This window comes from Lysobacter spongiicola DSM 21749, assembly GCF_900167055.1.
Classification (GTDB): domain Bacteria; phylum Pseudomonadota; class Gammaproteobacteria; order Xanthomonadales; family Xanthomonadaceae; genus Novilysobacter; species Novilysobacter spongiicola.
In genome coordinates, this window is the sequence record NZ_FUXP01000001.1 from 155,206 (window position 1) to 168,463 (window position 13,258).

10 protein-coding genes are annotated in these 13,258 nt (G+C 67.8%); 6 read left to right on the forward strand and 4 right to left on the reverse strand.

Annotated elements, in window-relative coordinates:
* Nucleotides 1-230: 230 nt before the first annotated feature.
* Nucleotides 231-1,190 carry an RluA family pseudouridine synthase gene (locus B5D37_RS00790; protein WP_078756815.1) on the forward strand — a complete coding sequence of 320 codons (960 nt, stop codon included), beginning with the start codon at nt 231-233 and terminating at the stop codon, nt 1,188-1,190.
* Between the two features lie 12 nt (nt 1,191-1,202).
* On the opposite strand, the gene B5D37_RS00795 is transcribed toward B5D37_RS00790, so the two are convergent.
* Nucleotides 1,203-1,628 carry an energy transducer TonB gene (locus tag B5D37_RS00795; RefSeq protein ID WP_078756816.1) on the reverse strand — a complete coding sequence of 142 codons (426 nt, stop codon included), beginning with the start codon at nt 1,626-1,628 and terminating at the stop codon, nt 1,203-1,205.
* A 3-nt stretch (nt 1,629-1,631) separates the two neighbouring features.
* Nucleotides 1,632-1,973, reverse strand: a complete 342-nt coding sequence (locus B5D37_RS00800; RefSeq protein WP_078756817.1) for a 4a-hydroxytetrahydrobiopterin dehydratase — start codon at nt 1,971-1,973, stop codon at nt 1,632-1,634.
* Nucleotides 1,974-2,076: 103 nt separating this feature from the next.
* Between B5D37_RS00800 and B5D37_RS00805 the strand changes: the two genes are divergently transcribed.
* Nucleotides 2,077-2,673, forward strand: a complete 597-nt coding sequence (locus tag B5D37_RS00805; RefSeq protein ID WP_078756818.1) for an NfuA family Fe-S biogenesis protein — start codon at nt 2,077-2,079, stop codon at nt 2,671-2,673.
* A gap of 16 nt (nt 2,674-2,689) precedes the next feature.
* Complete coding sequence (locus B5D37_RS00810) at nt 2,690-4,378, forward strand: hypothetical protein (protein ID WP_078756819.1); 1,689 nt, start codon at nt 2,690-2,692, stop codon at nt 4,376-4,378.
* 86 nt (nt 4,379-4,464) lie between these two features.
* Here B5D37_RS00810 and B5D37_RS00815 read toward each other — a convergent pair whose 3' ends face one another.
* On the reverse strand, nt 4,465-4,893 hold the full coding sequence (locus tag B5D37_RS00815; RefSeq protein ID WP_078756820.1) for a c-type cytochrome: 429 nt from the start codon (nt 4,891-4,893) through the stop codon (nt 4,465-4,467).
* An 11-nt stretch (nt 4,894-4,904) separates the two neighbouring features.
* Nucleotides 4,905-5,222, reverse strand: a complete 318-nt coding sequence (locus B5D37_RS00820) for a c-type cytochrome (RefSeq protein ID WP_078757417.1) — start codon at nt 5,220-5,222, stop codon at nt 4,905-4,907.
* A gap of 274 nt (nt 5,223-5,496) precedes the next feature.
* Between B5D37_RS00820 and B5D37_RS00825 the strand changes: the two genes are divergently transcribed.
* The 3 genes from B5D37_RS00825 to B5D37_RS00835 are packed head-to-tail and all read left to right on the forward strand — an operon-like array spanning nt 5,497 to nt 13,240.
* The gene (locus B5D37_RS00825; RefSeq protein ID WP_078756821.1) at nt 5,497-6,642 is read left to right on the forward strand and encodes an efflux RND transporter periplasmic adaptor subunit; all 1,146 of its coding nucleotides are present in this window, start codon (nt 5,497-5,499) and stop codon (nt 6,640-6,642) included.
* Nucleotides 6,643-6,653: 11 nt separating this feature from the next.
* On the forward strand, nt 6,654-10,169 hold the full coding sequence (locus B5D37_RS00830) for an efflux RND transporter permease subunit (RefSeq protein ID WP_078756822.1): 3,516 nt from the start codon (nt 6,654-6,656) through the stop codon (nt 10,167-10,169).
* The gene (locus tag B5D37_RS00835; RefSeq protein ID WP_078756823.1) at nt 10,166-13,240 is read left to right on the forward strand and encodes an efflux RND transporter permease subunit; all 3,075 of its coding nucleotides are present in this window, start codon (nt 10,166-10,168) and stop codon (nt 13,238-13,240) included. The genes B5D37_RS00830 and B5D37_RS00835 overlap by 4 nt, the downstream gene beginning before the upstream one ends.
* The last annotated feature ends 18 nt before the right edge of the window (nt 13,241-13,258 follow it).

The window sequence follows — 13,258 nt, forward strand, 5'->3', positions numbered from 1 at the left end:
CGCCACCCGTGGCGATGGTTCGCCCCGGATACCGGGCGGGACGGGGCTCCACCGATCGCCGCTGATAACATGGCTGCCCCGAAGGCAGGAGTCACGCGGGGAACGGAATCGCAGGTCGGGCTTTCGGCCCTGGTTCGACCACAGCCGGCACGCTGACGCGTCGGCGGGACAACTCCCTGCGAAATCAAAACCTTATCTCGCGTCGCGAGTGTAACAGATAACCCCTCCGGATGACCCATTCAGAAAGTACGAGCAACCGCCCCGGGGCACGCACCGTCAAGGTGCCCGAAGACCGCGAGGGACAGCGGCTGGACAACTTCCTGCTCGGGCAGCTGAAGGGGGCCCCGCGCTCGCTGGTCTACAAGCTGGTGAGGTCGGGACAGGTGCGCGTGAACGGCGGCCGGGCCAAGGCGGAGCGCAAGCTGGAAGGGGGGGACGAGATCCGCATCCCTCCGGTGCGCGTGACCGAGGAGGGCGAACGCCCGACACCGCCGAAAGGCTTCATGGACGCCCTGGATGCCGCGATCGTCTTCGAGGATGCCCGCCTGCTCGCGCTCAACAAGCCCTCGGGCGTGGCGAGCCATGGTGGCAGCGGCATCAGCTTCGGGGCGATCGAGACGCTGCGGGCATCGCGGCCGGGACACACCCTGGAGCTGGTGCACAGGCTCGACCGGGACACCTCCGGCCTCCTGATCGTCGCCAAGAAGCGCTCGGCGCTGACGGAAATGCAGGCGCTGATGCGCGAGGGGGGCGGCATCGCCAAGCGCTACATGGCGCTGTTGACCGGCCGGATGCCGGACGGTGTCATGACGGTGGACGCGCCTCTGCACGTCGGGCTGCGACAGGGCGGCGAACGCCACGTACAGGTCAACCGGGCCGGGAAGGCATCCCTGAGCCACTTCCGGGTGCTCGAGCGCCGCGGGGGGCACTCCTACTGCGAGGTCCGCATCGAGACCGGGCGCACCCACCAGATCCGCGCCCACGCCCAGCACATCGGACACCCTGTCGCCGGGGACGACAAGTACGGCGACCCAGAGGTCAACAAGCGGCTGCGGGAGCAGGCGGGCCTGAAACGGCTGTTCCTGCACGCGGCGACGCTTGAGTTCTCATTGGACGGTGGACGAGCCCACTACCTGCTGGACGCACCGCTGGCGCCCGAGCTGGTGCAGGTGCTAGACCGCCTGGCCTGATGCCGGCGAGGGTCAGCGCGCGTCTTCCAGCTGGAAACATGCGTCCGGGCGTTCCACCGGCGGGGTGAAGGTCACCGGCACCCGGAGGTCGGTCTCCACCGGGCTGCCGCCACGGGTCCCTGGCCGGAACACCCAATCGGTGACCGCTTCGGCGGCCGCCGAGTCAAGCTGCGGGTGGCCGCTGCTGTTCTCGACGCGGATGTCCGTGGGGGCTCCGTCGGTGCCGATTTTCAGGATCAGGCCGACCGTTCCACCCACGTCCTGGCATGCGAGCTCCACCGGATACTCCGGCGGCGGGGTATCGACTGCTGCGGGCTGGGTCGGCATGACCACGGGCACGGCGTCCCCGGCCTCCTGGTTGCAACCTGCCAACAGCAGGGTCGCCAGCGAGGCCGACAGCAGGATGGTGGAGCGGGTGTTCGGGGTGGGCAGGCTCATCGTCTACTCCGTCAAGGCGTCGGCTTTCGCCGCACAGATGAAGTCGTTCTCGCTCAATCCGCCCACGTCGTGGGTGGAATAGCGGACCACGCAGCGATCGTAGTGCACGCTCAGGTCCGGGTGGTGGTCTTCGCGGTGGGCGATGAAGGCGAGGGCGTTCACGAAGGCCATGGTGCGGTGGTAGTCCTCGAAGCCGAACTCCTTGCGCAGCGCGTGGCCGTCTTCGACCACGTGCCAGCCCGGCACTTCCGGGAGCAGCTCATTGACCCGCGCCTGGGTGAGCTTGTGCTCGATGCCGCGGCGGGGGATGCAGTGGGCCTGGGAGAGGGGGATCAGGTCGGTCATGGCGGTACCTTCGGACGGGTCGCGGCTGAACGGGAAGCGGATCGGCCGTCGACGGTGGAGCGCGCTCGATGTCGTATAGCGTGCAGGCCGTTAGAATAGCGGCATGATCCAGATTACCGAATCCGCACAGACCCATTTCCGCAAGCTGATCGAACGCGAGTCCCTGCCGGGGCTGGGCGTGAAGCTGTCCGCGGTGCATGCCGGCACCCCGCGCGCCGACGTGCGGCTGGAATTCACCGAGCCGGCGGACCTGCAGGGCGACGAATGGGCCGTGGACTGCACCGGATTCACCCTGTGGCTCGAAGCTGCCAGTGTCAGCTACCTGGATGGTGCGGAGATCGATTACGAAACGCGCGACACGGGCGGGCAACTGCAGATCCGTGCGCCGAAGATCAAGGGTGTCGCACCCGGCGAGTCGGCTTCGCTGGTGGAGCGGGTGCACTACATCGTGGAGAACGAGATCAACCCGCAGCTGGCTGCCCATCGCGGCAGCGTGGCCGTGGAAGAGGTCACCGCCGAAGGCGTGGTGATGCTGCGCTTCGGCGGCGGATGCCACGGTTGCGGAATGGCCGACGTGACCTTGAAGCAGGGCATCGAGAAGACCCTGCTGGAGAAGGTGCCCGGGGTGACCGCCGTCCGCGACGCCACCGACCACGACACCGGAGCGGCGCCCTACATCAGCCGCGGCAACGTAGCCTGACAACGGCGTCGCGTCGTTGAGGATCTCCGCCGACGCACTGATCCAGGCCCTGCAGCGGCGCATGCGGCTGTTCGCGCCGCACCTGCGGCGGCCACCCGGTGAGCTGCCCGCCGGCTGGAAGCAATGGCTCGATGCGGCTGGCCAACGCCCGGGCCGCGTGTCCGGCGCGGCTGCGGATGAAATCACGGCCGTGCTGGTGCGGCGGGAACCGGCGGTGCCGCCGAGGGCCTCGCGGGACCTCGGCCGCTGGCAGGCGTTCCGCTCCCTGTGGCTGCAGCAATGGCACTCGGCGGAGCCCGACGACCGCGGCACCCGGATCTTTGCGGGCGCCACCACGGTGGTGTGGCACGTGGCCATCGGGGCGCTGCTGCTCTGGCTGATGTACCTGGACCTAATAAGCGTCGCCCATCCGCCTGCAAAAGGGGAGGAGACGGTCATCCAGGTGGAGTACATCGGCCGCGGGACGCCCGAGGAGGTCGGTGGAGGCGAAGCCGAGCCGACGGAGGATCCGACCGATGCCCCCGCCGCCCCGGCTGCTGCGCCGGATGCCGTTGTTGGCGCCCCGGCAAGCCCCGAAACGACAGCCGAACCCTTGGAACCCGCGGCGCCGGCCATGCCGACCATCCAGATCGCGACCGAGATGCCGATCGTGCCGACGACGCCACCCGAGGTGGTCGAACGGGACATCCCCCAGCCGCCGGCGGTTGAACAACCGCTGGTCGTCAGCGAGCCGGTGCCCGACAGCAGCGAGACCTTCGTGCTGCCCGCGACGACACCGCGGTCCGTGAACCGTTCGATCGAAATGCCGGAAATCGCCGCTGCCGCACCGGAGGTCCAGGAGATGGAGGTGGCGACAGTCCCCCGTCCGGCGGCGCGGGCGCTTCCACAGCCCGAGCTGGTGCAACCGACGATCGCAGCGACCGCTCCCGAATTGGCGAGTCGGGACATACCCGTGGTGCCCCGACCGACCGCCCGGCCCGTCGCCCAACCCGAGGTGTCGATGCCCCGGCTGGCCACGCAGGCACCCGAGCCACGCGTGCGCGAGATCGCCATCGAGCCGGGAAGTGGTGAAACCACGGCCTCCACGGCTGAAACCGAGTCCGGCGAGCGGTCGCCGCAGCAGGATGGAAGCAGGGCGACGGCCTCCGAGGCGACGCCGGAGGCTGCGGCCAGCACGACCGGCCCCGAGCCCGTCGCCACCGCCGGCGGATGGCCGTCACCGGAGCGCGCCGACGACTGGGGCATGTCCGACACCGAGACTCCGGGCGGCCAGCAGGGCCAACCGCCGGGTCTTTACAACAGTGACGGCAGCGTCCGGATTGCAAAGACGCCCGGCTCGGCCTCGCCGGGGCAGCCACCGGGAACGGTCACCGAAGAGATCGCCAACCTCGATCGGGCCGGCACCTGGCTGAAGCGACCGCCGACCGACTATGAGCCGACCGCCTTCGACCAGTACTGGCGTCCGGACGAGAACTTGCTGCAGGAATGGGTGAGGCGCAGCATCACGACCGTCCGCATTCCGGTGCCGGGCACCAACAAGCACATCGTCTGCCAGACCGTGCTGCTGGTGGTGGGCGGTGCGTGCGACATCAGCGACCCCAACCTCAATGAGCAGCCCGCCACTGCGCGGCCGCCGCCGGACATTCCGTTCAAGCCCGAACTGCAGGAAGACAACGGCAGCGTCGCACCTGGCCCTGCTGGCTGATCAGCCGAGGCAGGGTGCAGCGCCCACGAAAAAGCCCGCTACGAGGCGGGCTTTTTCAATGCTGCGATCCGGAAGGAGCGGGGAGCTCAGTCGCCCACGCCCCGGATGGTGCGCAGCGAACCTTCACGCGATCCGAAATAGGCAGCGAGATCGGCGATCTGCTGGTCCGTCAGGTCCTTGGCCTGGCTCGCCATCAGCGCGTGGTCGCGATTGCCGTTGCGATAGGCCTGCAGCGCCTGCGCAGTGTAATCGGCGTACTGGCCACCGATGAGCGGATAGCTGGCATCGATGGGCGCGAGACCCTCGGCGCCGTGGCAGTCCACGCAGGACTGGCCGGTGGCCTCCCGCTTCTCCTGTGCGAGGCGTTCGCCCGCGGCGATGTTGCCGGCCGGCAGGCCCGCGGACGAAGAAACCGCGGCGTCGCTGTGGGTCACGCCGGACTCCTCGGAAGAGCAGGCGGCGAGCAGCAGGGCAGCGGCGAGTGCAGGGGCGATGGCGAAGTTGCGGATCGTCATGGACTGCACTCTCACTTCAGGTTTGAAAGATAGGCGGCGAGATCGGCGATGTCCTGGTCCGAGAAGCCCTGGGACTGGACCTGCATCGTCGGATGCTTGCGGCTGCCACGCTTGTAGTCGCTCAGCGCGTTCACCAGGTACTGCTCGGACTGCCCGCCGATCTTGGGCACGTGGTAGTTCGGATAGGCGTTCTTGTAGCCCTCGACGCCATGGCAACCCTGGCAGGTATAGGCCAGGAGGCGGCCGTTCTCGACGTTGCCCTCCTGGGCGGCGGCCGGGGCGGCGGCGATGGATAGGGCCAGGCAGGCGGCGGTCGTCAGCGGTCGCATCATGTCGTAGTCCGCAATCTCTTGTAGCTAGCGAAAGGTGTTGAAGCGGCGGGTCGGGGTACGCACAATGCGCTCCCCAGCGCACAAGCGGTGAAGTATAGCCCGCACGCGCCCGGCCGCGAAGGGAGCAGCGGCACCGGCCTCCAGCCCGTCCCCCTGTCGCACCTCACCATGACCTTCGGCGGATGGGGATTCGGCCCGGGTACTGATATACCTATCTACAACACCGGCATGGCGCCGGTTCCCGCCTGCACCACCTGACTGGGGTCTTCCGATGCTGCACCACATCCTGTTCCGTTCCCGCACCCGCGGCGCTGCCCCCGCAGCCGCCCTCGCGCTGGCCTGCCTGTTCGCCGTCGCCGCTTGCAGCGGCGGCGCGAAGGAGGCGGGCAAGGACGACGAAAAGGCCGAAGAAGCGGTGCCCGTGGAAGTGGCCGGGGTCACCCGCCAGGCCGTCGCGGCAAGCTACACGGGCACGGCACCGCTTGAAGCGCCCACCGAGGCGCAGGTCGTGGCGAAGACTTCCGGCGTGGCATTGGAGGTCCTGGTCGAGGAGGGCGACCACGTGCGTGCGGGGCAGGTGCTGGCGCGCCTCGACGCTGATCGGGCGCGCTTGCAGGCAGACCAGACCGCAGCGCAGATGAGGAAGCTGGAGAACCAGTTCGCCCGGGCGGAGCGTCTCGCGGCGGAGCAGCTGATCGCGGCCTCGGACCACGACCAGATCCGCTTCGACCTCGAGAATGCACGTGCCACCAACAGGTTGGCCAATCTGGAGCTGTCCTACGCCGAAGTGAAGGCTCCGATCGACGGCGTGGTCGCGTCGGTCAGCCCCAAGCCGGGCAACTTCGTGCAGATCAACACGCCGATCGTGCGCATCGTCGATACCTCCCGGCTCGAGGCGGTGCTGAACGTGCCCGAGCGTGAGCTGGCCACATTGCAGACCGGCCTGCCGGTGACGATGCAGGTCGACGCCTTGCCGGGCCAGACCTTCGAGGGCGTGATCGACCGGATGTCGCCGGTGGTGGACGCGGGCAGCGGCACGTTCCGGGTGATCATGGCGTTCGAGGGCGGTGGCGTGCTGCAGCCGGGCATGTTCGGCCGGATCAGCATCGACTACGACCAGCGTGCCGACGCACTCGTGGTACCACGGGTCGCCCTGCTCGAGGGGCAGGGCGAGCCGGCCGTGTTCGCGGTGCGCGAGGGCAAGGTCGCACGCACGCCGATCGAGCTGGGTTACCTGGACGGCCAGTGGGCCGAGGTCCGCGGCGGGCTTGAGCTGGGAGACCAGGTCGTGGTCGCCGGCAAGAGCGCCTTGCGCGAAGGCACGGCCGTCAGCGTCATCGGAGCGCCTGCACCGGCCGCTCTGGCGGATGGTGCAGGCGCCGAACAGGCTGCCTCGCCCACCGCCCAGAGCCAGTAACGGAGGCGCCCATGAGCGAGAACACACAGCCTTCCGGGCATGGCCCGAGTCCGGACGGCGGCGAAGCGATGCCCGATGCCGGGCGTTTCAGCCTGGTCGAGTTTTCCACCCGGCGCCGCGTCACCGTCGCGATGGTCACGATCACGTTCCTGCTGTTCGGACTGATCGCGCTGGGCAACCTCAACGTCAACCTGTTGCCGGATCTCAGCTACCCGACCCTGACGGTGCGTACCGAGTACACCGGCGCCGCGCCGGCCGAGATCGAGACGCTGATCAGCGAGCCGGTGGAAGAGGCGGTGGGCGTGGTCAAGGGGCTGCGCAAGCTCAAGTCGGTATCGCGTACCGGCCAGAGCGACGTGGTGCTCGAGTTCGCCTGGGGCACCGACATGGACCAGGCCAGCCTGGAGGTACGCGACAAGATGGAGGCGCTGCAGATGCCACTGGAGGCCGAGCCTCCGGTGCTGCTGCGTTTCAATCCTTCGACCGAACCGATCGTGCGCCTGGCGCTGTCGGCCACCGGCGACGCGGACGGCACCGCGCAACTGACAGCGCTGCGACGGTATGCGGACGACGACCTCAAGAAGAAGCTGGAACCGGTCGAGGGCGTCGCCGCGGTCAAGGTCGGCGGCGGCCTGGAAGACGAAGTCCAGGTGCTGATCGACCAGCAGAAGCTGGCGCAGCTCAACCTGCCGATCGAGCGCGTGATCGAACGGCTGCAGCAGGAGAACATCAACATCTCCGGTGGCCGCCTCGAGGAAGGCTCGCAGCGCTACCTGGTGCGCACGGTGAACCAGTTCGCCAGCGTCGAGGAGATCGGCAACATGCTGGTGTCCACCAGCGCCGGCGGCAACAACGCGGCGCAGGATGCCGCATTGCAGATGGCACGCGTGGCCGCGGCCACGGGTTCGGCCGATGCCATGGCCGCTGCGGCGTCGGTTCAGAGCGCCTCTTCAGGCGCTTCGAGCACGGTCGCTGGCGGGATGCCAGTACGCCTGCGAGACGTCGCGATCGTCCGCCAGGGCCACAAGGAACGCGAGGCCATCATCCGGCTGGACGGGCAGGAGGCGGTGGAGCTCGCCATCTACAAGGAGGGTGATGCCAACACCGTGGCCACGGCGGACGCCGTGCATGCCAGCCTGGAGAACATCCGCAAGCAGGTCCTGCCGGGCGTCGAGTTGACGGTGATCGAGGACCAGTCGACCTTCATCCGCCACGCCATCAGCGACGTCAAGGTCGACGCGCTCATCGGTGGCGCGCTCGCGATCCTGATCATCTTCCTGTTCCTGCGCGATGGCTGGAGCACGTTCGTCATCAGCCTGTCGTTGCCGGTATCGATCGTCACCACGTTCTTCTTCATGGGACAGCTGGACCTGAGCCTCAACGTGATGTCGCTGGGCGGCCTGGCACTGGCGACCGGCCTGGTGGTGGATGACTCGATCGTGGTGCTGGAGTCGATCGCCAAGGCGCGCGAGCGCGGGCTCGGCATCCTGCAGGCGGCGATCACCGGGACACGCGAAGTCAGCATGGCGGTGGTCGCCTCGACGTTGACGACGATCGCGGTGTTCCTGCCGCTGGTGTTCGTCGAGGGCGTGGCCGGCGAACTCTTCCGCGACCAGGCCTTGACCGTGGCGATCGCGATCGCGATCTCGCTGGCGGTGTCCATGACGCTCATCCCGATGCTGAGCGCGCTCAAGGGGCGCCCGCCGCTGGCATTCCCCGAGGAGCCGCCGCACCCGGATTGGCGCCCGGATTCCCGCCTGCAGAAGCCGTTGGCCCTTGCCGGCCGTGGTGCGCGTGCCGGTGCCCGGGGTGGCTTCTTCGGCCTGGCGTGGGTGGTGGTGCGTGCATGGCGCGTGGGCGCGGCCGTGGTCGGCCCGATCATGCGCAAGGCGAGCGACATCGCCATGGCCCCTTACGGCCGTGCCGAGCGCGGCTACCTCAAGCTGTTGCCGGCAGCGCTGGACCGGCCGTGGCTGGTGCTGTCTTCCGCGGCGGGCGCCTTCCTGCTGACGCTGCTGATGGTGCCGATGCTGGGCTCCGACCTCATTCCACAGTTGGCGCAGGACCGGTTCGAGATGACGGTCAAGCTGCCGCCGGGCACCCCGCTGGCACAGACCGACGCGCTGGTGCGCGAACTGCAGGCAGGGCAGGCCGATGCGCCTGGTCTCCATGCAATCTACGGGGTGAGCGGCAGCGGCACCCGGCTGGACGCCAACCCGACCGAGAGCGGAGAGAACATCGGCAAGCTGAGCATCGTGATGGCCGATGGCGGCAGCGAGGAAGTCGAATCGAACACTACCGAGCGCCTGCGCGAAGCCATGCAGGCACATCCCGGCGCACAGGTCGACTTCAGCCGACCGGAGCTCTTCAGTTTCTCGCCGCCCCTGGAGATCGAACTGCAGGGCAACGACCTGCAGGCGATCGAGCAGGCCGGGCGGGCGATGGCGGACATGCTCCGCGACAACCCGCATTACGCCGACGTCAGCTCCACCGTGGAGCAGGGCTTCCCCGAGATCCAGATCCACTTCGACCAGGAGCGCGCGGCCGCGCTCGGCCTGACCACCCGTCAGATCGCCGACGCGGTGGTGGCGAAGGTGCGGGGCGAGGTGGCCACCCGCTACAGCTTCCGGGACCGCAAGATCGACGTGCTCGTGCGGGCGCAGCAGGATGACCGGTCGTCGGTGGCCGACATCCGCAACCTGATCATCAACCCGGGTGGTAGTGCGACGGTCCGCCTGGGCTCGGTGGCCGAGGTGGTCGAAACCATGGGGCCTAGCGAGATCCATCGGGCCGACCAGGTGCGCGTCGCGATCGTGTCGGCGAACCTGCGCGACATCGACCTGGGCAGCGCGGTGCAGGAAGTGCAGGCGATGGTCGACGACAATCCCTTGGGGCCGGGCGTGCAGATGCGCATCGGGGGGCAGGGTGAAGAGCTGAGCCAGTCGGTGAAGTCGCTGCTGTTCGCGTTCGGACTGGCGATCTTCCTGGTCTACCTGGTGATGGCGTCGCAGTTCGAATCGCTGCTGCACCCGTTCGTCATCCTGTTCACCATCCCGCTGGCACTGGTGGGTGCGGTGTTGGCACTGCTGCTGACGGGTTCGTCGGTGTCAGTGGTGGTGTTCATCGGTTTGATCCTGCTGGTAGGCCTGGTGACCAAGACGGCGATCATCCTGATCGACAAGGTCAACCAGTTGCGCGAGGCGGGTGTCGCCAAGCGCGAGGCGCTGGTGGAAGGCGCGCGCTCGCGCCTGCGGCCGATCATCATGACCACGCTGTGCACGCTGTTCGGCTTCCTGCCGCTGGCGCTCGCGTTCGGTGAAGGTTCCGAGGTGCGCTCACCGATGGCGATCACCGTCATCGGCGGCCTGCTGGTGTCGACCCTGCTGACCCTGCTGGTGATCCCGGTGGTCTACGACCGGCTCGACCGTCGCGCGGATGCGTACTACCGCGAGCGGGGCTCCCGGGCGGCGCGGTTGGCCGGTGGCACGGACGATGAAGACGGCGACGGACTGGAGCAGCCTGCATGAGCGTCGCGGAACTGAGCCTGAGGCGGCCGGTCACGACGGTGATGCTGTTCGTGTCGATGTTCGTTATCGGCCTGATCGCCGCGGTGCGCTTGCCATTGGAGGCACTGCCTTCGCTGTCGTATCCTGCGGTGTTCGTGCAGTTGCCGTACCTGGGGTCCACGCCCGAGGAAGTGGAGCGGATGGTGTTGCGGCCGGCGGAGGAAGCGCTGGCCACGATGAGCGGGCTGGAGCGCATGCAGGGCGAGGCGAACGCGGACGGCGCGTTCGTCGGGGTGTTCTATTCCGACTGGGACACCGACGTGCAGATCGCCGCATCGGAAGCGCGCGAGCGCCTGGACGCGATCCGCGACGAGCTGCCCGACGACCTGCAACGCTACTTCGTCGGCAACTTCTCCACCGATGACCAGGCGATCCTGCAGGTGCGGCTGGCGGGCGAAACGGACCTGACCGGCAGCTACGAGATGATCGAGCGGGAGTTCCAGCGCCCGCTCGAACGCGTCCCGGGCGTGGCCAAGGTCGATATCGTCGGCGCGCCTCCCAACGAGATCGAGGTCGCGATCGACCCCGAGCGGCTGGGCGCCCACGGGATCAGCCTCAACGAACTCAACACCCGCCTGCGTACGGTGAACTTCTCCTTGTCCGCCGGCCAGATTGAAGCAGGGCAACAACGCCTGCGCGTACAGCCGGTGGGGGAGATGGCGAACCTCGACCAGTTGCGCGACCTGGTGATCAACCAGAGCGGCCTGCGTCTGCGTGACATCGCCGATGTACGGCTGAAGCCGCAGCGGATGAATTACGGGCGGCGGCTGGATGGCCAGCCGGCGGTGGGGCTGGAGATCTTCAAGGAGCGTAACGCGAACCTGGTGGAGGTCTCCACTGCGGCACTTGCGGAGATCGACCGCGTCCGAGAGCGGACGGACCTGAGCCACATCCAGGTCAAGGTCGTCGAGAATCTGGGCGAAGACGTCACCAGCTCGTTGTTGGAGCTGGCCGAAGCGGGTGGCGTCGGCCTGGTCCTGTCGATCGCGGTGTTGTTCTTCTTCCTGCGCCATTGGCCGTCGACGCTGATGGTGACCCTGGCCATCCCGATCTGCTTCGTGATGACGCTCGGCTTCATGTACTTCGCCGGCGTAACGCTCAACGTCCTGTCGTTGATGGGGCTGCTGCTGGCGGTCGGCATGCTGGTGGACAACGCGGTGGTGGTGGTCGAAAGCATCTACCAGGAGCGCGAGCGGCTACCCGGGCAGCCGATGCGCGCCTCGATCGTCGGTACCCGCAACGTCGCCATCGCCCTGTCGGCGGGCACGCTGTGCCACTGCATCGTGTTCGTGCCGAACCTGTTCGGCGAGACCAACGACATCAGCATCTTCATGACCCAGATCGCAATCACGATCTCGGTGTCGCTGCTGGCGTCCTGGCTGGTGGCGGTGAGCCTGATCCCGATGCTGTCGGCGCGGATGAAGACGCCGCCCGCCGTGCGCAACGAGAAGGGCGTGATCCAGCGCCTGCAGGCGCGCTATGCGCGCTTCCTGCGCTGGACCCTCGAGCACCGCGGCTGGAGCGTGCTGGGCATCCTGATGATCATCGCCGTCAGCATCGTGCCGATGACGCAGACCAAGTTCGACATGTTCGGCGGAGGCGAGGACAGCACCGAAGCCAACGTCTTCTACCAGTGGAACGGCAGCTACACCAAGGAGCAGATCTCCGAGGAGGTGCGCCGGGTCGAGGCTTTCCTTAACGACAACCGCGAGCGTTTCCAGATCCAGCAGATCTACTCGTGGTACAGCGAGCAAGGCTGGGCCGGGACCGAAGTCACCTTCCGGGATGGCGTCGAGAAGCCGTCCGAGCTGGTGGAGGCGATTGGCAAGGAACTGCCCAAGTCCGCGCGCGCGAAGATCGGCATCGGCGAACGCGGTGGCAATGACGATGGTGGCAAGGTGCAGGTCCAACTGGTGGGCGACTCGACCCAGGAGCTGGCTGCGCTTGCCAAGGACATCGTTCCGATCCTGGCCGCGAACCCGGAACTGCGCGACGTGCGCGTGGATGCCGGTGACCAGAACAGCGAGCTGACGGTGCGGGTCGACCGCGATCGCGCGGCGGCTTTCGGGTTCAGTGCGCAGGAAGTCTCCCAGTTCGTCTCGCTGGCGTTGCGCGGGGCGCAATTGCGGGACTTCCGCCAGGGCGACCGCGAGGTGCCGGTGTGGGTGCGTTTCGAAGACGCCGAGCATTTCGGGGTGGAGGACATCGCCGGTCTCACCGTACGCGCCGCCGATGGACGCACCGTCCCGCTGATGGCGATGGTGGACGTGGCGGTGCAGCCCGCAGCGACCGAAATCAGCCGGACCAACCGCCAGACGACGCTGACCATACAGGCCGGGCTCGCCGGCGAGACCACGGTACCCGAGGCCCGCGAGGTGATGGAGCGGGTGATGGGCAACGTCTCCTTCCCGGCCGGCTACAGCTACAGCTTCGACGGCAGCGCCTTCCAACGCGACGAGGACGCCGGTGCGCAGATGGTCTTCAACCTGGTCATCGCATTGGTGATGATCTACGTGGTGATGGCAGCGGTCTTCGAATCGCTGATCTTCCCCTCGGCGATCATGAGCTGCGTGCTGTTCTCCATCTTCGGCGTGTTCTGGCTGTTCTGGCTCACCGGCACGACCTTCTCGGTGATGGCCTTCATCGGCATCCTGGTGCTGATGGGCGTGGTGGTGAACAACGGCATCGTCATGATCGAGCACATCAACAACCTGCGCAGGAAAGGCCTGGCACGTACCGACGCACTGGTGGAAGGCAGTCGCGAACGCCTGCGGCCGATCATGATGACCATGGGCACGGCGATCCTGGCGATGGTGCCGATCGGCCTGAGCGATACCCAGGTGCTGGGCGGGATCACGTACTTCCCGATGGCACGCGCTGTGGCCGGCGGACTGGCGTTTTCCACCGTCGTGAGCCTGCTGTTCCTGCCGACGATCTACGCGATCCTGGATGACCTGCGCAACAACACCGCGCGCATCGTGCGCCGCGCCCGCGGCGTGCCGGCCGCCGGCCCGCAGCCGAGGACGGCGTAGGACCTGCAATGGCTGAGC